Source organism: Streptomyces sp. NPDC059247 (genome assembly GCF_042754005.1).
Lineage (GTDB): Bacteria > Actinomycetota > Actinomycetes > Streptomycetales > Streptomycetaceae > Streptomyces.
In genome coordinates this window covers 526,316-552,101 of sequence record NZ_JBHYZW010000001.1, presented here as the reverse complement: position 1 = coordinate 552,101, position 25,786 = coordinate 526,316, and the positions used below count along the sequence as shown (strand labels likewise).

Sequence of the window (25,786 nt, the reverse complement as noted above, 5' to 3'; positions counted from 1 at the left end):
TCACCGCGTCCGCCGTCACCGCACCGGCGGGACCCGCGCCCACCGTCCCCGTACCGTCCGGGCCCCCGGGCCCCGTCGTACCGCCGACGACCGTACTGTCCCCTCCCACGACGTCCCCGACGTCCTCGCAGTCCGTGTCCTCCGTGTCGAAGCCCGCCGCGCCGCCCCACGCAGCCCCGGCCACCCCGCCCGGGTCCCCCGCGGCCACGGCCCGGCGGACGCTCAGCGGTGATCAGCGCGCCCTGCTCGCCCGGCGGCTGCGGGAACGCACCGCCGCCGCGACCGCCCGGCCCACCGGTATCCCCGCACGCCCGGACGACGCCGTACCGCCGCTCTCCCTCGCGCAGGAACGCCTGTGGTTCGTCGAGCAGTTGACTCCCGGCACCGCCTCGTACGTACTGCCCACCGCCGGACGGCTGCGCGGCCCGCTCCGGACCGAAGCCCTCATCGAGGCGCTGCGCCTGACCGCCGTACGCCACGACACCCTCCGCAGTTCCTTCCCCGTCGACGAGGACGGCGCGCCCCTGGTGCGGATCGCGCCCGCCGAGGGCTTCACCGTGCCCTGGCGCACCCGGGACCTGACGGACGTCCCGGCCGGGGAACGGGAGGCCGCTGCCCGCACCGCCGTCGAGGACGAGGTGGCGCGCCCCTTCGACCTCGCGGACGGCCCCCTACTGCGGGCCCTGCTGCTGCGCCTCGCCGACGACGACCACGTCCTGGTGATCTGCCAGCACCACCTCGTCGGTGACGGCTGGTCCGCCGGGGTGCTCCTGGACGAACTCCTCGGCGGATACGGGGAACTGGCCCGGGGCGCCGTCCCGTCCCCGCCCCCGCTGCCCGTCCGCTACGGCGATTTCGCCCACTGGCAGCGCGAGCGGCAGGAGTTGCCCCGCGCCGCCGACGAACTGCGGTACTGGCGCGAGGCCATGACCGGGGTCCCGCCGCTCGACCTGCCCACCGACCGGCCGCGTCCCGCGCTGCCCGGTCCCGGTGGGGCGACCCACTCCTTCCGGCTCGACGCGGACACCCACCGGGCCGTCCGCGCGCTCTCCCGGGCCCGGGGCGCGACCCTCTACATGACCCTGCTCGCCGCCTTCCAGGTGGTGCTCGGACGCTGGTCGGGACAGCGGGACTTCGCCGTGGGCACCCCGTTCGCGGGCCGTCCCACCGAGGAGACCGAGGGCCTGATCGGCCTGTTCAGCGCGATGCTGCCGATCCGGGCCGATCTCGGCGCACCGGAGCCCGATCCCGCACCGGATCCCGGGTCCGGGTCCGGTTCCACATCGGGCCTCAAGTCCACATCCCCACACGGCACTTCACCGGGGAACGGGTCGACCGAAGACGACGGCGCGGGGCCCGACTTCCTCACCGTCCTCGACCGCGTCCGTACGGCCTCGCTCGGTGCCCAGAAGCACCGCGAGACGCCGTTCGAGCGGCTGGTGGAAGCCCTGGACCTGCCGCGCGACCTCGGCCGTCCGCCGCTCTTCCAGGTCTCCTTCGCGCTTCAGAACCACCGCGCCCAGGCCGTCCGTCCGCACGACCTGGAGTGGCGGACCTTCCCCTTCGAGGGCAGCGGCGTCCATCTCGACCTGGGGCTGTACTGCACCGAGACCGAGGACGGTCTCGACGCCTTCGTCACCTACCGCACGGACCTCTGGGACGCCGACACCGTCGCCCGTCTCGCCGGGCACTGGCAGCGCGTCCTGGCCGGGGCCGCCGCCGCGCCGCACACCCCCGTCGGCGCCCTCGACCTCCTCACCCCGGGCGAACGCGACCGGGTGCTGTACGAGTGGAACGACTCCGGCACCGCCCGCCCGGCCGCCGCGACCCTCGCCGACGCCGTCACCGCGCAGGCCGCCCGCACCCCCGACGCGGTCGCCCTGGTGCACGAGGACCGCACCCTCACGTACGCCGAACTCGACCGCCGGGCCAACCGGTTGGCCCGGCTCCTCCGCGCCTCCGGCGCCGGACCCGACCGGCTCGTCGGTGTCTGTCTCGACCAGGGTCTCGACCAGGCCGTCTGCCTGCTCGCGGTCATGAAGTCCGGTGCCGCGTACGTGCCGCTCGACCCCGAGCAGCCCCGCGAACGCCTCGCCCACATGCTGACCGACTCCGCGCCGGTCGCCCTCGTCACCACCTCCGTACGACGGTCGCTGCTGACCGCGTCCGACGCCCCCGTCCTGCTGCTCGACGGACTCGCGGACCGGCTCGCGGCCGTCCCCGACACCCCGCCGGGCGACGGCGCGGGACCCGACCACCTCGCGTACGTGATCTACACCTCGGGCTCCACCGGCACCCCCAAGGGCGTGGCCGTGCAGCACCGCCAGGTGCTGACCTACCTCGCCGGGGTGCGGCAGCGCTTCGCGGAGGCGGGGCTGCCGGACGGCGCCCGTTACGTCCTGCTCCAGTCGCTCGCCTTCGACTTCGGGCTCACCACCCTCTACCTCTCGCTGACCACCGGCGGCACCCTGCATCTGCTGCCCCCGCGCACCCCGGGCCCCGAGCTGGCCGCCTATCTGACGGAGCGGCGCATCGACTGCGTCAAGCTCACCCCCTCCCATCTGGCCGCGCTGAGCGCGGAGGTGGACGACCCGGCGGAGCTGCTGCCCCGGCGGCTGCTCGTCCTCGGCGGGGAGGCGTCCGGCTGGGAGTGGGCACGGCTGCTCGCGGTGGCGGGAGCCCGTACGGGCTGCCGGGTGATCAACCACTACGGGCCGACCGAGGCCACCGTGGGCGCCACCACCCACCTCGTGGACCCGGACCGGCCCGCGGGGGGACCCACCACGCCCATCGGGCGTCCGCTGCCGGGCGCCCGGGTCTATCTGCTCGACGCCCGGCGACAGCCGGTGCCCGCCGGGGTGCCGGGGGAACTGTGGATCGGCGGCGACCGGCTGGCACGCGGCTATCTGGGTCTGCCGGAGCTGACGGCCGACCGCTTCCGCGTCGACCCGTTCGCCCCGGACGGCCCGTTCGCCACGGGCAGCCCCACCGCCGCTTCCACCGCTTCCGCCGCACCGGGCGCATCAGGCGCATCGAGTGGGGAAGCCGGGAGCGTCCGCAGCGGCGCGAAGGCCCGAGGTTCTGAAGGATCTGGAGGTGCCGAAGGGGCTGGAGGTGCCGAAGGGGCTGAAGAAGCGGCGGCGGGGCCCGTTCCGCCCCGTATGTACCGCACCGGGGACCTCGCCCGTCACCGCTCCGACGGTACGGTCGAGTTCCTCGGCCGCGACGACCACCAGGTCAAGATCCGTGGCTACCGGGTCGAACTCGGCGAGGTCGAGGCCCATCTCGCCCGGCTCCCCGGAGTGGCCCAGGCCGTCGCCGCCGCCCGGGGACCCGCCGGGGAACTCGTCCTCGTCGGCTATCTCGTCCCCGCCACGGACGAGACCCCGCCCCCGGTGGCCGAACTGCGCCGACTGCTGGCCGAGAAGCTGCCCGACTACCTCGTCCCCTCCCGCTTCGTCGTCCTGCCCGATCTGCCCCGGCAGGCCCACGGCAAGGTCGACCGGCGGGCCCTGCCCGAGCCCGGCGCGCCGGGACCCGGCGAGGGGGCCGTCTGGACGGCCCCCTCCACTCCCACCGAAGAGGCCGTCGCGGCCTGCTGGGCCGAGCTCCTGGGGCTGGAACGCGTCGGCGCGCACGACGACTTCTTCGATCTGGGCGGCCACTCGCTCCTCGCGATGCGGATGGTGGCCGCGCTGCGGAAGCTGCTCGGCGGCGAGGCCAGGATCACCCTCGTGGACGTCTTCCGGGAGCGGACCGTCGCGGCGCTCGCCGCGCTCGCCGACCGCTCCGAGTCCGAGCGCGGACCGAGCAGGCTCCTCCATGAGCTGACCCCCCGGCAGCCCGCCGACCGGGTCACGCTCTCCCTGGTCTGCCTGCCGTACGGCGGGGGCAGCGCCGTCGCCTACCAGCCCCTCGCGGACGCCCTGCCGCCCGGCGTCGCCCTGCACGCCGTCGCCGTTCCCGGGCACGACCTCGGCATGTCCGAGGAGTCGCTGCCGCTGGAGGAGGTGGCCCGCCGCTGCGTCGAGGAGGTGCTGAGCGGGGTGACGGGACCGGTCGCGGTGTACGGCCACTGCGGGGTGGGCGCGGCGCTCGGCGTCGAGGTCGCCCATCTGCTGGCGGCGGCCGGACGGGAGCCGACCGCCCTCTATCTGGGCGGGATCTTCCCCTTCGCCCGGCCCACCGAGGGCCTGCTCGGGCTCCTCGCCCGGTTCTCCGTGCTCGACCGGCGGCGCAGCGGACGGCTCCATCTGAACTGGCTCCGCTCGATGGGCGCCGACCTGGAGGGACTGGATCCGGAGCAGTTGGCCACGATCGTGCGGAACGTCCGGGAGGACTCCCGCGCGGCCGAGGCGTACTTCACGGAGCGTCTGGCACGGCCCGCGCCGCCGTTGGCGTCCCCGGTGGTCTCGGTGATCGGTTCGGCCGACCCGGGGACGGAGTTCCACCGCGAGCGGTACCGGGAGTGGGGCTTCGTCGGCTCCACCACCGCCGTGGCCGTGCTCGACGAGGGCGGCCACTACTTCCTCAAGCATCGCGCCGGGGAACTGGCCGAGATCGTCACCACCGTCCACCCGGCGGTGGCCGCGTCACGCCCCGCGTACGGCCCGGAGGACGTCGCCGACGGGACACCGGAGGCCGACGGGGCCGCAGGGGTCACGGCGACGGAAGCGCTCACAGGCGCTGCCGGGGGCACTCGGATCGAGAAGGCCACCACGCCCCGGGACACCACCGCGAGCCCGGACGCCACCGCGAGCCTGGTCTCCGCCGGAGTCACGGGTGCCACCGGAGTCACTGGAGTCACTGGAGTCACTGGAGTCACCAAAGCCCCGGGCGCCACCGGAGTCACGGGCACCACGCCCGTCCCGGAGCCCGAGGGGGCCGAGCACCCCGACGTCACCGCCCTCACCCGGGCCCGTCGCCCCGCGCGCGCCACCTGGTGGCTGGACGGTGTGCACCACGCGTCCGCCGCCGGGGAGCGCTCCGCCGTTCCTGCGACCCGTCGCGACACGCGCCGGTTCGTGGCCGTCGCCGCCTCCCAGATGATCTCGCAGACCGGTTCGGCGCTGACCGAGTTCGCCCTGCCGCTGTGGATCTACCTGTCGACGGACTCCATCGCCTGGTTCGGCCTCTTCGCCGTCCTCGGCATCGTGCCGGGGCTGCTCGCCGCCCCCGTCCTCGGGAGTCTGGTCGACCGGGTCGACCGCCGCCGGGTGATGCTGGTCTCGACCCTGGTCTGCGGCACGTCCGAGTCGGTGCTGGCCGTGCTCCATCTGTTCGGGAACCTGCGGCCCTGGCACGTCGGCGTGCTGATGGCGATCCTCTCCGTCTCCCTCACCGGGCAACGGCTCGCCTTCCAGTCGGCGATCCCGCAGCTCGTGCCGAAGCGCTATCTCGGCCATGCCAACGGTGTCGTCCAGATATCCGGCGGCATCGCCCAGGTGGTCGCCCCGCTCGCGGCGGTCGGTATGCTCGCCGCCATCGGGCTGGGCGGGGTGCTGCTGATCGACGTGATCAGCTGTGTGGTGGCGGCGCTGGTCCTGCTGACCGTCCGCTTCCCGAGGACGCTGGCCGCGCGGCGGCGCGAGACCCTGAAGCAGGAGATCACGGCCGGGTTCCAACTGGTCTGGCGGCGGCCCGGCTTCCGGGCGATGCTGATCTTCTTCGCGGTGCTCAACCTCTTCCTGCCGGTCCTCTTCCAGATGGTCTCGCCGCTGGTGCTCGGCTTCTCCGGGCTCGGCACGGTGGCCACGGTCTCCCTCGCGGGCGGGCTCGGCGCGATCGGCGGCGGGCTCGCGATGGGCGTCTGGGGCGGACCGCGCCACCGCAGGATGCGCGGGATGCTGCTCGTGGTGCCGGTGCTCGCGTTCTTCTCCGTCCTGACCGGGCTGCGTCCCGATCTCCTGGTGGTCTGCGTCGGGGTGTTCGGGATGTCGGCGTCGCTCTCGCTGCTCAACGGCATCTATCTGACGATCATTCAGGTGAAGGTGCCGCAGCGGTTCCACGGCCGGGTGATGGCGCTGAACCAGTTGGTGGCGTGGTCCACGCTGCCGGTCGGCTTCCTGCTGATCGCACCGTTCGGCAGCCGGTTCCTGGAGCCGCTGATGGTGTCCGGCGGCGGTCTCGCCGACACCGTCGGCGCTGTCCTGGGCGTGGGCGAGGGCCGGGGGACCGGACTGCTCTACGTCCTGCTCGGGGCCGCGATCCTACTCCTGGCGGCGGTGTCGCTACGGGTTCGGGTGCTGGCCCGGTTCGACCGGGAGGTGCCGGACGCGCAGGCGGACGACCTGGTGGGCCTGGCCGCCCTCACCTCCGGCCGCGCCACCGACACCCCTGCGGGTGCCACGGCCCGGACCGACTGAACGACCTTCCCTGACAAGGGAGTTACGGGTACGGGGTCGCTCGCCACGCGGTGGGCGGCCCCGTACCGTTGCTCCTGCCAGGGGGCCGGGCGGCAGTCGCGGGGCGAAGCGGCGGGCGATGTCGACGAGGACGACCGGATCGCCGAGTCGGCGAGGCTCCCCGGCGCCCCGCCCCCGTGCGGTCGGCAGCGCGTGGAAGGCGGAGCAGGAGCCGGATGGGGCGGCGCCGACGACCTCGGGGGCGGGAAGCCACCGTGGCAGCCGGTCGTTCCAGCGGGTGAGCCGGTCCGCCGGGACACGGGGACGAGCCCGACGACCCAGCGGTACGGAGTCGCCCACGCCCCGGGTCGGGGCACCGGCTTCCGCCTCTCCCCGTCCACCGCACCGCCGGGGACGTCGTCCGCCTTCCCTGGTCCGCCGCACCGCCGGGGACGTCGTCCGCCGCCGGACCCGGGCGGGAAGCCCGGTGCTCGGGACGCCGATCCGCCCGACCGGCCCAGGCAGAGCCGTACTCCGGATAGTGGGACGCTTCGACGGGGTAGGTGTTGCCGGGCGGCCACGGAGATCTCGACGACCGTCCCTCCGCAGTCCGTTGCCGTCCACCACCCGGTCTCCGGCAGGCACCCGGCCCAGCCCGTCGAAGCCGTATCCGAAGCCCGGTCCGCCCCACACCCGCACCCGCACAACCCGAGGAGCACCCGAGTGAGCACCCAGCCCCCGCCGATCGTCCTCGACCCCACCGGTGCCACCCGTCAGGCCGAAAGCGCCCTGCTGCGCTCCCACGGCTCCGCCGTCCGCGTCGACATCCTCGGGGTGACCGCCTGGTCCGTCACCGACCCCGATCTCCTCAAGAAGCTCCTGACCAGTGACGACGTCTCCAAGGACGCGCGCGCCCACTGGCCCGCGTTCGGCGAGGTCGTACAGTCCTGGCCGCTGGCCCTGTGGGTCGCGGTGAACAACATGTTCACCGCCTACGGCCACGCCCACGCCCGGTTGCGGCGCATGATCGCCCCCGCGTTCTCCGCCCGCCGCGTCCAGGCCCTCGCTCCGTTCGTCGACACCACCGTCGACTCCCTGCTCGACGCACTCGAAGCGCTCCCGGACGGCGAGACCGTCGACCTCCGCGACCGTCTCGCCCACCCGCTGCCCATCGCCGTCATCTGCCGTCTCATGGGCGTCCCAGCCGAGCGGCGCGAGGCCTTCCGCACCGTCGTCGACGGGGTCTTCGCCACGACGCTCACCACCGAGCAGGCCACCGTCAACGCCGGGGCGCTGCGCGGGATGCTCGACGACCTCGTCGCGGCCCGTCGCGCCGAACCCGGAGACGACCTGACCTCCCTCCTCGTCTCCGCCCGTGACGAAGAGGACTCGGACGGAGGGGGACTGAGCGACGACGAACTCCGGGACACCCTGCTGCTGATGATCAGCGCCGGGTACGAGACCACCGTCAACGTCATCGACCAGGCCGTCAGCCTCCTGCTCGCCCACCCGGAACAGCTCGACCACATCCGCGAAGGCCGCGCCGACTGGAACGACGTGGTCGAGGAGACCCTCCGCCTCGAACCCGCCATCACACACCTGCCGATGCGGTACGCCGTCCGGGACATCCACCTGCCCGACGGCGGGGTCATTCCCCGGGGCGAGGCGATCCTCGCCTCCTACGCCGCCGCCAACCGTCACCCCGCCTGGCACGCCGACGCCGACGCCTTCGACCTCACCCGGGTGACGAAGGAGCATCTGGCCTTCGGTCACGGCGTCCACTTCTGCCTCGGCGCGCCCCTGGCCCGCATGGAGCTGGCCGCCGCGCTCAAGGGCCTCTTCGGCCGCTTCCCCCGGATCGAACTCGCCGTCCCCGTGGAGGAACTGGAACCGCTCGGTTCCCTGCTCAGCAACGGTCACAAGGCCCTGCCCGTACGCCTCCGCCCCTCGGACGGAAAGCCGACTCCCGCCGGGGCCGACCGCCAGCGGCTGTCGGCGCCGACCGGGGCCGACGTCTCGAACGGCCTGGACTGACGGTCGAGCACGGAGACGGTGGACGCCGATGTCCCCGGCGGTCCACGGGTACGGGGCGCCGCCGGGCGACCGGCCTCCTACCGGGCCATGTCCGTGATGCCGACCCCGCTGGCACTCACGGGCGACTGAGCCCCCGCAACCCCCGTCGCCTCCCGCGGCACGAACCGGGACCGGGCGCCCTCCCCCACCACGGGCACGGTTTCCGCGATCACGTGAGCCCGGCGGCGATGGCCCGCCGCACGGCGTCCGCCCGGTCCCGGATGCGGGCCTTGGCGAACAGGTTGTTGATGTGCGTCTTGACCGTGGCCTCGCTGACGAAGAGCTGTTCGGCGATCGCGCGGTTCGGGAGCCCCCGCCCGATCAGGGCCAGGACCTCGCGCTCACGCGGAGTCAGGTCCTCGGGCAGGGGTTCCTCCGGCGCGGAGCGCCGCGCCCCGGTCACGGCGGCGAGCAGACGGGTGCGCACCTCGTGGTCCAGGACCGACTGACCTGCCGCGGCGGCTCGGATCGCGCGGGCGATGTCCTCCCGGCCCGCGTTCTTCGTCAGATAGCCACGGGCGCCCGCGCCCAGCGCGGCCATGATCGAGTCGTCGTCGGCGAACGTCGTCAGCACCACCACGGCCACGTCGGGATGGGTCTCGCCCAGTCGGCGGACCGCTTCCGTCCCGTCCATCACGGGCATCCTCAGATCCATCAGCACCACGTCGACCGGCCGTCCGGCGACGATGTCCAGCACTTCGCGCCCGTTGGACGCGGTTCCGACGACGTCGATGTCCCCGGCCAGCGAGAGGACCATCGCCAGCGGCTCGCGCACCGCCGCCTGGTCATCGGCGACGACCACGTTGATCAGGGGAGGGGACGTGACTGACTCGGTCATGCCGGAATCACCACCTCGACCTTCCAGTGCCCCCGCAGGGGGCCGGACGGTACGAGACCGGTCGTCACCGTTCCGTCCAGGAGGGCGACGCGCTCACGGATGCCGATCAGCCCCATCCCGCCGCCCGTGCCCACGGACGCCGGCAGCGTGCCCGGCCCGTTGAGGATGCTCAAGGTGGTCGTCCTCTCGTCGTACGACAGTGTCACGCGGACCGGGCCTCCGGGCGCGTGGCGGGTGGCGTTGGTCAGGGCCTCCTGTGTGATCCGCAGGAGGTCGTGCGCGGTCCGTGTCGGCAGCTCGCGCACCGTCCCGGTCACCGTGAGCGCCCGATGGTGACCGGACGACTCCAGCATGGCGGTCAGGCTCTCCAGGAGGGGGAGGGTCTCCTCGCGCAGCGCGCGGACCGTCCACTGCGCCTGCTCCAGGCTCTCCCGCACCAGGCTCCGCGCCTTGGTGGTCGCCTGCCGCGCCCGCTCCGGTTCTCCGGCTTCGATGAGCGCGTCCGCCAGTTCCAGTTGCATTCCGATACCGGCCAGGGAGTGCGCGAGAACGTCGTGGACGTCCCGCGCGACCCGGCTCCGTTCGGTCAGCACCAGCGCCCGCGCTTCGGCCCGCGCGGCCCGCTCGGTCGATTCGGCGGCCTCGATCGCGGCTCCGACGGCCTGGGCCCGGCTCCGTGCCGACATCCCCGCGAGAACCGGTGTCCCGGTGGACAGCCCGGCCATGAGGAGCGGCACGTGCTGGCCCGGCCCGGCGCGGAACGACAGGGCGGCGCCGCACAGCAGGCTCAGCGACACCGCGAGGACCGCGGCCGGTCCGGTGCTCAGCCGGTAGCCGATGAAGGCGGCGAGGAAGAAGGCGAAGAGGGACGCGGTCCCCGTGTCGGCGACCGCCATCAGGGCCGCCGCGGCGACGACGCCGACCACCATCAGGGGCAGGAAGAGGCGCGGGGGGAGCAGCTTCCCGGGCACGAGCCGCAGGGCGAAGACACCGAGGTTGACCAGGAGGAGCAGGGCCACGACGAGGCCACGGCCGCTGGGTCCCAGCGGTCGTAGCGTGAACACCTCGACGAGGAAGAGAACCGCCGCCCACACGCCCTGCCCGAACCGGCTGCGCCCCGTGGCCCAAGGGTCGGCTCCCTCGGCTTTGCCGGGGAGCCTCCAGTTCCTCACTGGCATGGTGCGACGATACGCCATGATCACCCCAGTCGGCCGGCGAGCGGCGCGCTCGCCGTCTCGGGTCGCGCCGTACGGGCGGCCGTCCGGCTGCGGACGAAGATCGTGGCCAGCCGGGTGACGACCTCGGTCACCGCCATCAGCAGGAGCGCGGTGACCCACACCTGCCCGCTGGTGATCTGGTGCTGGACGCTGAACCTGCCGACCACGGCGGCGCCGCCGTGGTCGACCCACAGCTGGAAGGCCATCCGGGAGCCCATGCCGAGCACCCACAGGGCCGCCGAGACGGCCCCTGCCTTGATCATCAGCTCGCCGTTCAGCGAGCGGATGCGGGTGAAGACTCCCCCGGCGACGCCGAGGGCGGCGCCCACCGCGACCGTCGCACCGATCAGGACGAGGTCGTTGCCTTCGGTGGGCAGGCCGTGCAGGTATTGGGAGGCGAAGAACGCCACGATGCCCAGGGGCAGCAGGTAGGACCTGAGTCCCAGCCGTCCTTCCCGCAGTTGCCTGAACACGATGAGGACGAGAGCGATGTCTACGAGCCAGTCGGTGAAAGTCATGCCTCCAGCATGTGGACGCTCGCCTTCTGGCACCTGCACCCATGGGTGGAGGTACGGGTGGAGATGGCGCTCACGGCGCCCTACGGGCCGTTTCCACGGTGGTGCGTACGGGGACAGGGCGGCAGTCGCGGTGTCCGGTGCGGGTGCGATGCCCGGTGCGGGTGCGCCGCCCGGTGCGGGTGCGCCGCCCGGTGCGGGTGCGCCGCCCGGTGCGGGTGCGCCGCCGGTCCCGGTCCCGATCCCGGTCCCGCTCCCCGCTTCCGGTGATCCGGCCGGTCGTGGCGCCCGCGCCCTCGGGCGGCCGGAGAGCCCGCCCGTACAGGGTGCCGACGACCTGGCCACCGTACGGCCACGGACGCCACGGACCTTCGAGGAGGGCGTCGTACGGGCGGGGGCGGCGGCGCGGCACGAGCGGTGATCCCGGCGCGTACTCCCCCGGCCACGGCCGCCCCCGGTCGGTCCCGCGCCGGGCTCCGGCTCAGGGCCGACCGGGGCGGCTGGATCGAGCCCCTGCTCACGTCCGCCAGAACAGACCGGGGGCACCGACGCAGTCCGCCTGAAGGGCCTGCTCCATGTCTCCGGCGCCCGCGCGGACCGAGACGCACCTCCCGCTGTTGCGGTTGACGAGCTGCCAGGCGCGATGACCCGGGTGGTAGCGGAACGTCCAGAGCTGATCGGCGAACAGCCCGTCCTCGTCCCCGCACGGATACTGGGTGATGATGGCGTCGTTGTCGGTCTCCGCCGCGTCGACGGACAGGCACTGCTCCGTGCTCCGGTTGCGGAGCGCGTACCGCTGGGACCCCTCGTGGGTGAGTCGCCAGAACTGTTCGGTGGCGGGCTGGCAGCCGGTCTGCACCAGCCCTGTCGCCGGTGGGGCCGCGTCCCCGCCCGGTACGGCGAGGCACATGCGGCTCGACGTGTTGGTGAGGCGGAACCAGCGGTCCGGAAGCGGTGGCGGCTCCGTGGTGCGCGGCTCGGGCGAGGGCGGCGGGACCGGAGCCGGGGCGGACGTGCGCGGCGGGTTCGAGGGGCTGTCCGCCGGAGCGGAGCGCTTCTCCGGGACTGGGGTCCGGGTGACCGGGGGGTTCGTCGTGGCGGTGGGCGACCGGCCGACGTCCGCCGGAGGGGAGTTCCGGGGAGCGGAAAGGCTCCGGTTGCCGGGGGCGGGCAGCGTCCGTGGCGCGATCGGCCCCGAACCGGCGACCGGAGAGGCGTCCTGCCGCGCGCCCAGTACGACCACCGCGGTCGTGGCGACCACGGCGACGCTGATCAGGGCTACGGCGGCGAGAGCGATGAGCGGTACGGAGGCTCCGACGGGACGACCGTGAGCACCGGACCGAGCCGCCTCTGTCACGAGTACGGACGCGGGCGCGGACACGGGCGCAGGCACAGACACGGGTGCAGGTACGGGTACGGGTACGGGTACGGGTACGGCAGACCGGGTGGCGACCGGCGCCGGATCGTCCAGCCGCTCCAGTACGACGCGCGCGGGCGGTTCGTCGCCGGTCACCGCTCCGGAGCGGTGCGTCCGTACTTCCGTCCACAACCGGACGGCCTCCGCGCGCCGTTCCTTGAGTGCGCTGCCGACCCGCGCGACCGCCAGGACCAGTTCGGCGCCCGCGGCCGTACCGTGCTCCTCCCCCGTCCCGGGCCCCACGGCTCGGGTCGCCGCGACCGCGTCGCCGTACACCCGGCGGGCCTCGGCCCGCACGGCCCATGCCGATCCGAGCTGGTCGTAGGCCGCGTGCAGGTGCGCGTCGGCACGGTCGGGTTCCGTCTCCCGCACCGGGCTGGGCGTGTCCGCGTCCGCGTCCGGTCCGGTCGGCAGGAGTGCGGTGATCAGCGCGAGCAGGCTCCGGACCAGCCGGCCCGCCTCCGCGAGGTCCGTCTCCGCCCGCCGCAGGGCCTCTTCCAGCCGTGGCGGCGGTTCCCGCTCCACCTCGGCGACGAGCGCCGCGTCGTGCAGCCTTCGGGCCCGCGCCAGCAGATCCCGCTGTCCCCTGCTGTCGCGCACCCGGTCGCGCACCACCCCGCCGAGCCGTCCGAGCGGAATGATCCTCGCGCCCGAGCGGTACTCGCTCCACAGGGTCCGACCGCCTCCGTAGCGCTCCGAGAGTTCCCGCACGGTCAATGTGCCGGTCAGTTCCTGAAGGAACCGGGCCAGCTCGTTCACCGCACCCGTCGCTCCCTTCATCGCCCCCTGCCGTCTGCCCGCTCTTGCCATCGGCTCCCCTCCTCGTGTCCACGGACAACTCGTGTTGTCCGCCCCCTTCACCGTGTGGAGCTGCGGATATCCCTCGACCCTCCGCCGGTCAACCCGGTTCGCCACACAGCCTGGTCCTCGCTTCAGGAGGACCCAACCTCCGCCGCCCGACCGGCACAAGCCGGTTTCGGGCCGGTTGCATCCGACTCACCGGGAGACACCTTGATCGGCGTGAACATCATGAAGAGCACCCACGGTCGCCGCGCGGCCCGCACCCTGGCGGCGCTCGCCCTGGGCCTGTCGGCGGTCACGATCGCGGCGGCACCGGCACCGGCCTCCTCGGCAGGCGGCGCCCTGGCCTGCACCCCCTGGAACGAGACCCGCGGCGAAGGCGGCGGCAGCGGCGAGATCTGCGACGGCGCGCGGGCCACCGGGACCATCTTCGACGCCAAGGCGGACGGCCGGTGCCCCTTCATCAAGTTCTACTACGCGGGCGGCGGCTCCAAGTCCAGCCCGAGCGTCGGCCCCGCGGGCGTGTCCAAGTGGATCAATGTCGAGGCGGACCCGGGCAAGTACTTCAACGGCTCGGCCTCCGCCGAGTGGCGCTCCTGCTGATCCGCCCCGAAGGGTGAACGACGGGCCGGACGGGGACGGCCCGGAGAAGGAAGACGTCGGCGGGGAAGGGGAGAAGTTCCCCTTCCCCGCCGACCGCCGGGAACCGCGCCCCCGAGCCGTCGAGGAGACAGGTCCTCGTTCGGCCGCCGGGAGGCCCCCGGCGTCGCCTCCGCTCACGGCGGACCGGACCGGACCTGCGGGAACTCCTAGGATCTACGGCATGGCAACACGACTCGTGCAGATCAACATGAAGGCCCGGGACGACTCGGCGCTCGGCCGGTTCTGGGCGGAGGCGCTCGGCTGGGGTGTCGACAGCGAGGGCCCCGGCGTGACCAACCTCGAACCCGTGGGCTTCTCCTACCCCGACCCCGCCGCCGTCTGCGTCGACATCATCGCCCGCCCGGAACCCAAGACGGTGAAGAACCGGGTGCACCTCGATCTGGCCACCGCCTCTCCCGCCCATCAGGCGGAGCTGATCGCACGGCTGAAGGATCTCGGCGCGACGCTCGCCGACGTGGGTCAGGGCGACGTTCCCTGGACGGTCATGGCCGATCCGGAAGGCAACGAGTTCTGTCTCCTGGCCCCTCGCTGACCCCGGCCACGGGCTCCGGCCGGTTCAGGGCGGGTCGCGCGAGACACGTGACAGGCGACTCGTAACAGGAGCCGGAGGCCGTCCTCCGTACCCGCCTCGGCGCGCCCCACCCCCTCCCCCGCCCCGAGGCGGCATCCGTCGGTGGAAACCCACGGTCGAGAGCGGTGGGGCAACGACTCCCCGGGCCGAGCGGGTGGCCGGAAGTCGCCGTGGTCTCCTGCCGTGCCGGGCGGACGAGGGGGCTCACCGGCCGTCGGCCGCGACCGTCGCTGTGGGACCAAAGAGGCTGCTGGGACTCCGTCATCCGGAGGCCGGATCCGTCCGTGGGGCGGGGCGGGTGGAAGTGACGGCGGGTGGGACGGAGCGTGAACGGCGTACGAATCCGGTCGTTTCGAAGATCAGGCTGCCAAGAGGTCACCGGCATCGGAAAATTGAACTGCAGTGCGGTCTCTCCGCAGTCCGGAAGAGATCCAACGCCCCCCATGCACGGGTACGTCGATGTCATTGACGAGAGCAGGAGTGTCCGGATGGCCCGCATACGCGTTCCCCGACCCGTAACCCTCGCCGCCGCGGCGGCAACCACCCTGCTCCTCCTGGGTTCGGCGCCCATGGCGGTGGCCGAACCCTCCGAACACCTGGCGTCCTCACGGCTGCTCCCGATCCCGTCGGGAGGGGTCCACAGTTTCGTCAGGGGGCTGAACAGCAGCGGCACGGTCATCGGCGAGTACTACGGGCAGGGCTGGGTCGGGCCGTTCGCGCTCCGGTGGCACGCCGGGCGCTCCGGCTACACCCGTCTGGCGCCGCTGCCCGGCGAGCAGTTCAGCCGTGCGACCGCGCTCAGCGACGGCGGATGGGGGGTCGGCCTCTCCTACGACGACCCGGCCTCCTCCCACCCCGTCCGCTGGACACCGGGCGGAACCCCGACGCGGTTGGCGCTTCCCGACGGGTCCCTCGGCGGCAACACGTCGGCCGTCAACAACTCCGGGGTCGCGGTCGGCGACGCGTCCGAGGAGAACAACCGCTCCCGTCCCCTGCGCTGGAAGTCCGACGGCAGCAGGACCGATCTTCCCGTACTGCCCGGCGACGACAGCGGCACCGCGACCTCGGTCAACAACGCGGGTACGGCGGTCGGTTGGACCGAGAAGCGTGACGGCACCGGCGGCCCCGCGCACCCCGTGCGCTGGAACGCGGCGGGTGCCGTGAGGGCGCTGCCCCTCCCGGCGGGGTTCGTCGGGGCCAAGACGCGCGAGATCACCGACAACGGCGTGATCCTCGGCCACGGACGGCTCGCCGGGAGCACGGAGTACGACCGGGTCCTGGTGTGGTCGGCGGACGGCACCGTACGCGACGCCGGTCACGGGCGGGGATACGACGTCAACCGGGCGGGCACCGCCGTGGGGGCTTCGCTGGAGGACAACCCGTACGGCGACACGGCCCGCTGGAACGCGAACGGCACCCGGACGGTGCTCGCCAATCCGGGGGAAGCGGCCGGGGAGGTGCTGGCGATCAACAACCGGGGCACGGCCGTGGGGTACGCGTGGCCGCCGGTCGGTAACCCCGCGTTGGACAAGGCCCTGTTGTGGAAGCCCGACGGTACGGTGGTCCCGCTGTCGTCGCCCCTCGGCCCCTATGCAGCGGCGTTCGCGATCAACGACGCCGGAGTGGTCGCCGGATTCGCCGTGGGTACCGACGGCGCCGGTACCGTGACGGCCTGGCGTGCGACCGTCTGGAAGCGCTGACGCCCACCGCCTCCCCACGGGAGCTCCGGTAAGCAGGACGGCCAGGCAGAGGAACGCCTCTCGGGAGCCCCGGCGCGTCGTTCGCGAAGCGCCGGGGCTCCCCGGGCTGGAGCCGCCGACCCCGACGCCCCGGTCCCGGGCGGGCCTGGCGTGCTTCAGACGCCGGGCGGGAGCGTCGCTCTGGCGTAGGTGTCCATGAGCATCCGATTGCGGTACGACTCCGCGTCGTCGTACCCCGTCACGTACCGGGCTCCGATCAGCCGATAGCGCGGGTTGCCCGTGAACAGCAGTTCGTGCTGCTCGACCGCGGTGCCGAGGACGCCCGTACCGGGGGCGTTCGACTCCGCGACGAGGAAGTCCGCGAACGGCTCTGCGTGCGCGGCCAGTTCGTGGTTGATGATCTCCACGACCGCGCCCTCCCGGAGGGTGTTCACGGTGACGGACACCGTGACGTACAGGGTGAGGCCCTCGCCGGGGTGGTCGGCGAGCCAGGTGCTCAGCTCGGCCGCCGAACGGTCCGTCAGGTCGTCCGGGTTCGTGGGGCCCGGCTTGCCCTTGTACAGCCTGGTCGAACCTTGCGGCAGCCGGTCCAGGGTGCCCATGACGACCACATCGGTACGGGGCACCCGGGCCAGTTTGGGCAACAGCGCTTCGGCCGGTCCCGCGGGCGGGGGCCAGAGCCCCCATCCGGCGTCCGCCGCTTCGGCCGGCCGGTCGCAGTGCCTGAAACGGACGGCGGCCTCCTGGAAGACCCTCACGGTCTCGGCCTCCTGGAGGGCCTTCGCCTCCATGGTCCTCCGGTACCGCCGCGCCTCCGTGGGGTCCTCGAAGGTCCGCTCCGGCTTGGTCTCCTGGGGAGCCCCCGCGTCCTGGAACCTGCCGGTGAAGAACAGCGTCATCGAACGTCTCCCCCCGAGACCGAGCGCCCCCGCGCCCGCACAGCCGCGCCGGTCGACGCGGCCCACGAAGGATCCTGCCACGGCCCGGCCGGTGGAACCATGGCTGGGTGGAGGGCGCGGGTTCCCGCTCCGATCCGCCGACCGGCCCGGCATCGACCGGGAGGGGGACGGCGGCCCGCTGTCAGGGGCCCGGCCAGGCGCGGCAGCCCGGTCCCGCGTCGATCCGGAGGACCCGCGCGAGGCCGAGGGGTGTTCCGTCGGCGCCGAGGGTCTGCCGGATTCCCGTACGGACACGGAGTTCGGGGGACGAGAGGGCGACGCCGAAGAGCCCCGGTGAGAAGGCGGCGGTGACGTCCCGCAGGCCCTCGGGGGAAGGCCGGTCGCCGAGCCGGGAGGTGAGGGCGGGGGCCAGGTCCGCGGCCAAGGCGCAAGGGTCATCGGGTGGACCGCCCCACGCCGGGCCTTCCACCGGCCGGTGGAAGGAGACGCAGTGCAGGTCTCCGGGCTCGCCACAAGCCTGCACCCGCCAGTCGCCCAGCCTGGCCGCCAACCAGTAGAAGCCCTCCCGTGGCCGGTCCCAGGGCGGCGCGTGACCGGGGGCCTCGTACCGGGCCCGGGTCTCCGGGGAGATCAGGGCGTCGTGCAGGGCGAGGGGAAGCACCGCACCGGCGCCGAAGACCCCGCCGAGCAGGTCGCCGAGTTCGGCCGCGACCCGGTCCAGGACGGCCGGACCGTCGACCGCCGCGCCCAGGGGAGGCGGCACGACCAGTCCCGCCCCGCCGAGGAGCCTCAGCCGGGAGGGCACGGACACGGAGGTGGGGGGCACCAGGCCCGTGAACGAGTAACCGCCGGTCGGACAGTCGCCTCGGGCCACCTCGTCGGGGGTGAGGATCTGGAGCACGTCAGTTCACCACCATGGAGTAGGTGACGGGAGTGTTCAGACTGCTGAACACGGTGAAGGTGTAGGTGCCCGGGGTGGTGGGGATACCGGCGAGGGTGCCGTCCGGGGCGAGTGCGAGACCCGGCGGCAGGGCGCCGCCGATCAGCTGCACCGGGTCCTGGTGCGCGGCCGGTGTTCCCGGCGGGATGGGCATGACGCTGAGGACGTTGGCGGCGAAGTCGGCGTCGGTGATCCGGGCGCCGTGCTGCCGGAGCGCGACACCGACGGTCTCCACGTCGGTCCCGGAGACGAGCGACACGGAGAAGGCGGTCTGCGCGGTGGCCGCGAACGGCGTCGCGGGCACGGGAAGCAGCTCCGGCAGGAGGACCCAGAGCCCTTCGTGGATCGCTTCGGCCGCGAAGCCCTCCCGGTTGAGCGCCGCGTCGTGCAGTGTGCCGCCGATGTTGGCGATGGCGTGATAGGTGAAGTCCCAACCCTGCGGGCCTCCGCCCGGGTTGTTCGCGGGATTGGTGGCCTGGACGTTGGTCAGCGTGTTGTTGCCGTTGGTGGCATCGGCTGCCCACACGCTGTGGCCACCGTGCTGGAACCCGCCCCAGAACAGGACGGCGTTGGCCTGGAGGCCGAGGGTCTGGGCCAGCATGATGTGCAGATTGGCGAAGTCCGAGCAGACGGCTCCGCTGGGGGCCGAGCTCAGCAGGGTCAACGGGTCGGCGGTGAGGTACTGGGAGCCGTTGTAGGGGACTCTGCCATTGATCGCCCCGCGCAGCGCGGTCGCCACGCCTTGGCCGTCGTTCTGGCCCGCTGCCATGGTCGTGGCCTCGTGGACCGCGTTGAAGCGCATCGCGGTGGTGGGGTTGTCGAACAGCCGGTAGAACGTGTGCATCGTCTGCCCCACCGCCATCGTCGTCTGGCCGGCGTCGAAGAGCTCCCATTCGATCACGGGTGACATGTTTCCGACCGTGCCCGCACCTGGCAGCGTGATCAAGGGGACGTTGAAGGTCATCACGCCGCCCACCGGGTCCTGCGGCATCGATACGCCCAGGAGGTTGCCGCCCTCCCTGGCCAGGAGCGAGATCCCCGTCAGGCCGTCGAGGCCGTGCACCTCGACCAGGGCCGTCGGCGTTTCGTTCCTCAGATGGGTGACGGTGTAGCCGGTTCCCGCCATCGGGTCGTCGGCTATGTCCCTGCTGCCGGGAAAGTCGACCGCTACGAGCGTGGGAACCTGCGCGGGCGCCTGTGCGGGCGCGGGCGCCTGCCCGGCCGGGGCGGGCATCATGCGCTGCACGGCACCCGTGTCCGCGTCAGCGGGCCCCGTCGTGCCCCGTGCGTCGCCGACGGGGGCGCGCTGGAGGTCGGGGGCCGGACCTCGGAGGACGTCATGGGCATTGGCCTCGGCCTCGCGTTCGAAACGGTCGGACGGGTCGCTGACGCTCAGACCGTCGCCGTTGTCGGTGCCCGCCACCGGCCCCTGGCGCTGCTGGATGACATGGGTCAGCTCATGTGCCAGTGTGTGCCGGTCGCCACCGCCTTCCCCGATGACGACATGGCTGCCGGAGGTGTAGGCGCGCGCACCGACCTCGGCGGCCGACTCTCTGGCGGCCGAGCCGTCGTGAATGCGGACATCCGAGAAATCGGCGCCCAGCCGTGCCTCCATGTCCATGCGGGTGGTCTCGTCCAGCGAACGGCCGGGAGCGCGCAGCACGTCATGGACGGTGGAGCGCTGGACCGGGGCGGATCCGGCCTCCGGCCCGGAGTGGGGACCGCACCCCGGGCCGTGCTGGTGCTGGGCGTACGAGTGCCCCGCACGCTGGAGCATCCGAACCGCCGCCGCGTTCCCCGCGGTGCGCTGAAGGGACAGCAGGCCTTGCCGGGGTAGCGGTGCCCGCGCGGGAGCCTCGCTCCGCTGCCGGTCCACGGCGGAAGCACTGCGGTGTTCGTGGATCACGCGGAGGCCTTTCGATCAGGGAAGGATCACCCCACACCAGCCGAGCGGCCCTCATGACAGAAGGTCCCGAAGGGCACACCCGGGGGCAGCACCGACTGCCCACTGTCGTCCCGACTGTGACAGGGCGGAAATCAAGGGGCTGTTTCAGAGAGATCCGAAACGACCCCTTGATCGTTTATCCACGGCGGACAGACACCCCGACGACACGCACAAGACCACCGCCGTCGACACGACCCTCGGCCCACCCCAGCCCGGCCGTCAGAGCCTTACGTACCTGTCGCGCCCACCGGCATGGGTGGTGGGCGCGAGGCAACCCACCTAAGCCTCGGTCCGCCGAGCCGTCTCGGACCGCTGGGCAGGGGCGGCGAGTCAGGGAGCTCTGTGGAACCGTTCCCTCTCGGCCCGGTGTCGAAGCTCGCTGACAACCTCACGCCAACGCCACCGTCCCTCCCATCTGCCGTTCTCATGGCCGCCGGGTTGCCAAAAAGCGAGCTCGTCCAGCCGCTTGATCAGGACATCCGGTTCGACAGGAGCACGGTAGGTACGACGGTCGTCGAGCCGGTCGGCAATGTCGTGGAGTTGGTGGGCGGCGCGGTAGTAGGAGAGTTGGGTGTCCGTCAGCCGCCGCGCAGAGTAGCCGCCGCACTTGCTGCACCAGTCCCAGTCGTCACGGGCCAGCAGCTCGGAGACGCTCAAGAGGTCGTCACTGTGCTCAAGGCCTCGGCCCCTTGTGTGCTGACAGAAGGGTGAATGCCCCTTGCCTTGGAACGCGGGATCCGCGTTCGTGGCGTAGATCTGCACAGATCCCAGAACGTCCAGCGGTAGGCCGCTACCGCCGCGCCAGCGGTCGGTGCTGGGCCGTCGGAAGGGCGTCAGGTCCAGGGGCCCTGGGGTGAGCAGACCCTCCCAGACCGCGACCGACAGCACGCCGGAGCGCCCGGTATCGAGGCTCCGCAGGTCGAGGACGCCGCGTGCCATGGCGAGCAGACGCAGATTACGCTCCTTCGCCCGCTCCCCGTGTACCCACCGGACAGCAGTCCGGGCTCCGGCCGCAAGACCCATGTCAGCCCCGGAGTGGTCATCCTGCCCTGGACCGGCGTGGCCCGGGTGAGGGCCCTCGTCAGCTTCCGGTATGGGGCGGATCTCCTTCATCCACGGATTGATCACGCTTTCGGGAAGGTCCAACGCACCAGCGACGATGACGCCGAGCCAGCCCTGCTCGACGCGCTTCTCAATGGCCTCGAGAGGCAAGACCTCCGCTCCCCCGCTCGCCGAGAAGACGATGTAGAGCTGGTCAGCGGCGTACGAGAAGTCTCGCAGCGCCCGCAGATGAGCAGGGGTGACCGGCTGACGGTCGAAGACTGCGGTGTCGTCGAAGACCCCGGGCCGCATGGAACCGGAATACGCCTGGGGCACAGCCTCCGCCGACGTGGTTTCGTCCTCGCGCTCGCAGACAAGGGCACTTGAGGGCGCGAGGAGTCTGTCGGCGACGAGGAGGGGACCTTCAGTGTCAAGACGCGTCGGCTCCAGTCGGCGGTCACGGTCCAGGTCACCACCACCCCGAGGGTCCACCGGTCCAGGCCGTCCAGGACATCGCGGGCATCCGCGCGTGAGGGCTCCTCCGTGCCCTCCGGCAAGCGCGCCGTGACCCGCACCGTCGGTGTCGAATCCGTCGCCGAGGCAGTGGCGCTGGCTTCGTCCTCCCAGGACTGGATCAGGCGACCGGCTCCTTCCAGGGCTTCCCTGTGCCCCTTCTTGTTGGACCTGATGCCCTCCACCAGGCCATAACGCCTGAACGCTCGGGAGGCCGGTCCCTCCCAACCGCTCTCGGCCGCGTACTGCCAGCTGCGCCACAGCGCGCTCAGTCCGGTCGAAATCCGGCTGCGGTCACCGAGCACCGCGAAGGCAGGATCGTCGGCGGGCAGCGGGGACATTTCCAGTGCTGCGGCTCCGGCGGCTACGACGAGGCCGGCCGGCTCCACGAAGAGGGCCGCCTGCGCCCGCACCGTCTCAAGGTAGCCCTCCTTCGCCGACAGCTGCGGCCGTGCCCAGTCCGTCAGCCAGGGGAAGTGGGCGATGACGGCCTGCGCTCGGTGAAGGCTCCCCGCGGCATGACGCCAGAGGGACAAGACCTGCTCCTGCAGTTCGTCGGCCTCCCTCTGCGCTTCCCACCGCCCGTCGTCGTCCTCGTCATCCTCAGCGTCCCGCTTCGAGCGCAGGAGCGCGGCTGCGGCCCGCACCTCGTCCTGGGTCCAGTGCATGTCTTCGTCCGGCTCCACATAAGCCTGCAGCTGGTGAAGCAGTCCCGCGCCGCCGAGCGCCCCCATGAAGATGCCCAGCCCGGACGTCGGCCGCGCCCCCAGACCCCTGTCGGCGCAACCCGAGCAGAACCTGCCCATCACGTCCGCGTTCAACGGGACCTCGGTCGTCGTCACGTTGGTCGTACGGAGCTGGCCGCATTCCCTCCGAACATGCAGTCTGCTGTTCTTGCCTTTCGCTGAGTAGACAGTGATCTTTGTACCCTCGAACGGCCCGAGCGGTACGTCGGCTGTCAGTATGCGGTCGCGCACGAAGTCCCCCCTTTTTCCTGCCTCGCGAGCTTACTGCCGGGCAGTGACACTGCCCCGGCCTTCACACCGGCGTCCGGGGTACCCGTCCGACACCTCTCCGAGAGAAGCGGCATTAAGGGGTCTCAGTCCAGGAACAGATCCGTCAGAAGCAGGAGTCGGGGCGACGGCGGCGATCCCCAGGATCAGCGCGCTCCAGGGATTGGGGGTGAGTGCTGTAGTCAGCCTCAGGCAGCCCTGGGCAGTCGGACCGAAGGATCGGGTGATGGCGCCGAAGGCTGCGGAACGGTGCTCCTGGACATTGGAGGTCTCGCACAGAGTGTGTGCCTCGTCCAGCGCCCCACCGTGACCATCCCTTCGACAGTGGCGGACATGACCACGGCCCGTATGAAAGAGGGAAAGAGCTCATCCGACATCATCAAAGACCGCATGTGTTCACCACGGACCGCCTCACCCCGCTGCGACACCCCCGGCTGCGGTCGAGTGCTGGAGGGAGTTCATTGGGACCGCGTATCAGCGGGGGATCCCCTGTCCCTCTTCGGTGAGGGTCAGCGTGAGGCACCCCAGCCATGTGTCGATTTGCGGATATTCCCAGTTCTCGGCGTCCGCGAGGACTGCGGGAAGGTCCTGCCTCGGGATGGGGGGACCGGGCTGACAACCGAGAGAGCCGTTCGGCGCTGTCCAAGGAACGAGCCGGCACACTTCGATCCACCCTTTGTCGACGAGGGGGAGGAGGATCGGGACGAGAGCCGAGGCAGGGCCTGAGTGCAGCGGCTCGTCGAGGTCACCCCAGACACCGGCGAGGATGTCGATCTCGGTGGCGTTGATCATGAAGGCGCGTTCGGCGGAGGACAGCTGGTCTGTCGCGGAATAACTCACCTGCTGAGTGTCGCAGCCCAGGAAAGTGGCCCGCGAACCCCGGCGAAGCCCTCGGTCAGCGCACCGACCGACCATGATCATTCTCAGCGCCAATCGCTGCACCGATCTCCTCTAAGCCGGTGTTGAACAGTGAGCAGCCGCCTGCTCAGGATCGATCTGTCGGCGGCGGCGACTCACGGTTCCCGTGGCCCTGACCGGGTCACGGGAACCGGTGTCGCGCGAGGCTATTTCGTTTCCTCAGCAGGGGCGGAAGGAGCTGATCTTGTCGTTGATCCAGCCGGGAAGGTTGGCCCACCACTCCCACGGGCCGATCCTGAACTCCAGTCCTCCGTAGCCGGGGTGCTCGTAGAAGCAGATGGAGTAGGACGAGTCGTTGACGATGGAGGAGACCTGGTCCTGGTACTGACCGAGGTTCGAGGCGACGTTGGGCATACTGAAGGGGAGCGAGTAGCCCCCGTAGTTGTCGTGCTTCCGGAGGCACAGGCTGCGCCCGTTCTCCATGCAGCCGGCCGCCTCGGCGGGGGCCGCGTTCACGAGAACACCGGCCGAGGCGGCGAGGGTGACGACGGCGCCGAGGAGCGCCAGCCGGGACTTGGCGTGCGAGAGGACGGAGGTCGTGCCTTCGATGCTGGAACGCATGGCTGCCTTTCTGTCGGCGCGTCGGCCGAACCGCTCGCTCCGGTGCCGGAACGAGCGGTTCGGCCGACGCGGGGAGATCGGCTCCGTGTCCGTCCGGCAGGGCGGGCACGGAGTGCGGTGACGCCGTGCGGGTCGCCTTCGTCAGCAGGGCCGGTAGGACGAGATCTTGTCGTTGATCCACCCGGGGAGCGTGGCCCACCACTCGCCGGGGCCGATCCTGAACTCGAGACCGCCGTAGTTCCCGTGCTCGTAGAAACACATGCGGAGGTCCGTGCTGTTGCCTATGGAGGAGACGCTGTCCTGTGCCGGGCCGCCGAGATTCGCGACCTGCACGGGCGCGCCGCCGGGGTACACCGGGATCGAGTAGTTGGGGTTGGCGTAGATGAAGACGCCTGCCAGGGCGCGGTCCGGAGCGGCAGTCGCCGGGGAAGCGGTCGTCACAAGGCCCGCCGACGCGGCCAGGGCTCCCACGGCACTTACTACGGCCAGACGCTGCCTGGCCTTCCTCAACAACGACATGAACTTGCCCTTTCCTTGCGGGAAAGAGTCCGACGTCGGAGCACATCGGACCCAGGGACGGATGTACGTCTTGACGCGATGTCGCAAGTTCTTGCTGAAAGCGACAGAAAGAATTTTCTCCGAGCGGGTCGCCGAAGGCAAGGGGTCGGTCAGCATGGAACACGGCCATGTGGCGGGCGCCCGCCCCGGACCATCCCGGCGCCCGTGGCGCGACCCCGCGTCACAGAGGGACACCACCCCCGCGGCAGGGCCCTCGTCGGGGTGGAACTGGGTTCGCGGGCCACGGAGTCGATGGCTTCCCCTCCGACCGCCCGCGCGGTCGCGGTAGCCGAGCAGGCTCAAGTAGAAGGCGGTGAAGGTCAGTTGACAGGTCAGGCCGACTGCGACGAGCTCCCGGACCGCGCTCCGGTCCGGGGCCGACGACCCGTCATGGCCTCCGCCCGTCAGCCCTCAAACCTCCCGTACGCGGCCGTGACGAAAGGAGTTACGGTCACCGATCGCGCCCTCGGCCCCGCAGGCGGGTACGGGGCACTCGCCTCCTCGGTGGCTCCGGGCCCGGATCGGTCACGAACTCGGGTCCTCTGCAAGGCGATCCATCCGGCGAGCTGCAAGAAATTTCCTCCCGCCGCCCTTCGACGCGCGGGAACGGCGGGGCGAGACGGCTGTCAGGAAGTCCGGCCGGGGCCCAGGATGCGCCGGACACCGTCCTCGAAGCGGGCGGAGAACGTGTCGTCGGCAAGGGCGGTCCGGGACGCGCGCAGGGCGGGGTAGGGGCCGTTCTCCACGGCCTCCCGGAAGCGGGTCCCGTCCGTGTCGTCCATGGCCTGTTCCTCCTGGGTGAGACCGAGGGTGAAGTAGGCCAGGGCGTAGAGGGTACGGGCCGATGCCTCCGCCGTTTCCTCGTGCTCCCCGAGGGCGGCGAGGAGGGTGTCCGCGAAGCGCAGGGTGTGCGGCTCGGCCGCGTACGTCCCGGTCACCAGGGCGGCCCCGTCGCGGTGGGCGAGCAGCGACCTCCGGTAGCGGCGCATCAGTTCGGCGGCCCGCTCCCCCGCCCCGGCGGGCAGACCGTCGTAGGCGATCTCCCCGGCGATGGCATCGGCCATCAGTTCGAGCAGTCGCCTCTTGGTCTTGATGTGCCACAGAACGGTGTTCATCCGAACGCCGAGCCGGTCCGCGACGGCCCGCGTGGTCACGGCCTCCAACCCCTCTTCGGCCAAGAGGCACAGGGCCGCGTCCACAACGACGACGGGGGTCAGCCGGGTACGGGCCACCGCACCGGCCGCTCGCTTGTTGGTCAT

16 protein-coding genes and 1 pseudogene are annotated in these 25,786 nt (G+C 72.1%); 5 read left to right on the top strand and 12 right to left on the bottom strand.

Annotated features, from left to right (window positions below; all coding sequences use genetic code 11):
- Positions 1–143: 143 nt before the first annotated feature.
- Together ACFXGN_RS02390 and ACFXGN_RS02385 are read left to right on the top strand one after the other, a co-directional pair.
- Complete coding sequence (locus ACFXGN_RS02390; RefSeq protein WP_384852268.1) at positions 144–6,365, top strand: amino acid adenylation domain-containing protein; 6,222 nt, start codon at positions 144–146, stop codon at positions 6,363–6,365.
- 702 nt (positions 6,366–7,067) lie between these two features.
- Complete coding sequence (locus ACFXGN_RS02385) at positions 7,068–8,378, top strand: cytochrome P450 (protein ID WP_384852265.1); 1,311 nt, start codon at positions 7,068–7,070, stop codon at positions 8,376–8,378.
- Positions 8,379–8,586: 208 nt separating this feature from the next.
- Here ACFXGN_RS02385 and ACFXGN_RS02380 read toward each other — a convergent pair whose 3' ends face one another.
- From ACFXGN_RS02380 to ACFXGN_RS02365, 4 genes are all read right to left on the bottom strand, one after another.
- Positions 8,587–9,255: a DNA-binding response regulator gene (locus ACFXGN_RS02380; protein WP_384852263.1), complete on the bottom strand. Its 669-nt coding sequence runs from the start codon at positions 9,253–9,255 to the stop codon at positions 8,587–8,589.
- A complete protein-coding gene (locus ACFXGN_RS02375; RefSeq protein WP_384852261.1) occupies positions 9,252–10,433 on the bottom strand; it encodes a sensor histidine kinase in 1,182 nt (393 codons plus the stop codon). The genes ACFXGN_RS02380 and ACFXGN_RS02375 overlap by 4 nt, the downstream gene beginning before the upstream one ends.
- A gap of 20 nt (positions 10,434–10,453) precedes the next feature.
- On the bottom strand, positions 10,454–10,990 hold the full coding sequence (locus ACFXGN_RS02370; RefSeq protein WP_384852259.1) for a hypothetical protein: 537 nt from the start codon (positions 10,988–10,990) through the stop codon (positions 10,454–10,456).
- A gap of 514 nt (positions 10,991–11,504) precedes the next feature.
- Positions 11,505–13,214, bottom strand: a complete 1,710-nt coding sequence (locus ACFXGN_RS02365; RefSeq protein ID WP_384852257.1) for an RICIN domain-containing protein — start codon at positions 13,212–13,214, stop codon at positions 11,505–11,507.
- Between the two features lie 210 nt (positions 13,215–13,424).
- On the opposite strand from ACFXGN_RS02365, the gene ACFXGN_RS02360 reads away from it, so the two are divergent.
- From ACFXGN_RS02360 to ACFXGN_RS02350, 3 genes and pseudogenes are all read left to right on the top strand, one after another.
- Positions 13,425–13,808: a hypothetical protein gene (locus tag ACFXGN_RS02360; RefSeq protein WP_384852254.1), complete on the top strand. Its 384-nt coding sequence runs from the start codon at positions 13,425–13,427 to the stop codon at positions 13,806–13,808.
- A 220-nt stretch (positions 13,809–14,028) separates the two neighbouring features.
- Positions 14,029–14,397: pseudogene (locus ACFXGN_RS02355) on the top strand (VOC family protein); the annotation flags it as partial.
- 530 nt (positions 14,398–14,927) lie between these two features.
- Positions 14,928–16,139 carry a hypothetical protein gene (locus ACFXGN_RS02350; RefSeq protein ID WP_384852252.1) on the top strand — a complete coding sequence of 404 codons (1,212 nt, stop codon included), beginning with the start codon at positions 14,928–14,930 and terminating at the stop codon, positions 16,137–16,139.
- Between the two features lie 155 nt (positions 16,140–16,294).
- Here ACFXGN_RS02350 and ACFXGN_RS02345 read toward each other — a convergent pair whose 3' ends face one another.
- From ACFXGN_RS02345 to ACFXGN_RS02310, 8 genes are all read right to left on the bottom strand, one after another.
- The gene (locus tag ACFXGN_RS02345) at positions 16,295–17,038 is read right to left on the bottom strand and encodes a hypothetical protein (protein WP_384852249.1); all 744 of its coding nucleotides are present in this window, start codon (positions 17,036–17,038) and stop codon (positions 16,295–16,297) included.
- A 181-nt stretch (positions 17,039–17,219) separates the two neighbouring features.
- Entirely contained in the window at positions 17,220–17,939 is a 720-nt protein-coding gene (locus ACFXGN_RS02340; protein ID WP_384852246.1) for a hypothetical protein, read from the bottom strand.
- Between the two features lies 1 nt (position 17,940).
- Positions 17,941–19,755 carry a DUF4157 domain-containing protein gene (locus ACFXGN_RS02335; protein WP_384852243.1) on the bottom strand — a complete coding sequence of 605 codons (1,815 nt, stop codon included), beginning with the start codon at positions 19,753–19,755 and terminating at the stop codon, positions 17,941–17,943.
- 498 nt (positions 19,756–20,253) lie between these two features.
- Complete coding sequence (locus tag ACFXGN_RS02330; RefSeq protein ID WP_384852240.1) at positions 20,254–21,456, bottom strand: hypothetical protein; 1,203 nt, start codon at positions 21,454–21,456, stop codon at positions 20,254–20,256.
- 1,508 nt (positions 21,457–22,964) lie between these two features.
- Positions 22,965–23,330, bottom strand: coding sequence for a hypothetical protein (locus ACFXGN_RS02325; protein WP_384852237.1), 366 nt, complete (start codon positions 23,328–23,330; stop codon positions 22,965–22,967).
- 237 nt (positions 23,331–23,567) lie between these two features.
- Positions 23,568–23,969 carry a peptidase inhibitor family I36 protein gene (locus ACFXGN_RS02320; protein WP_384852234.1) on the bottom strand — a complete coding sequence of 134 codons (402 nt, stop codon included), beginning with the start codon at positions 23,967–23,969 and terminating at the stop codon, positions 23,568–23,570.
- Between the two features lie 141 nt (positions 23,970–24,110).
- Positions 24,111–24,488, bottom strand: a complete 378-nt coding sequence (locus ACFXGN_RS02315) for a hypothetical protein (protein ID WP_384852233.1) — start codon at positions 24,486–24,488, stop codon at positions 24,111–24,113.
- 665 nt (positions 24,489–25,153) lie between these two features.
- Entirely contained in the window at positions 25,154–25,786 is a 633-nt protein-coding gene (locus ACFXGN_RS02310; protein ID WP_384852230.1) for a TetR/AcrR family transcriptional regulator C-terminal domain-containing protein, read from the bottom strand.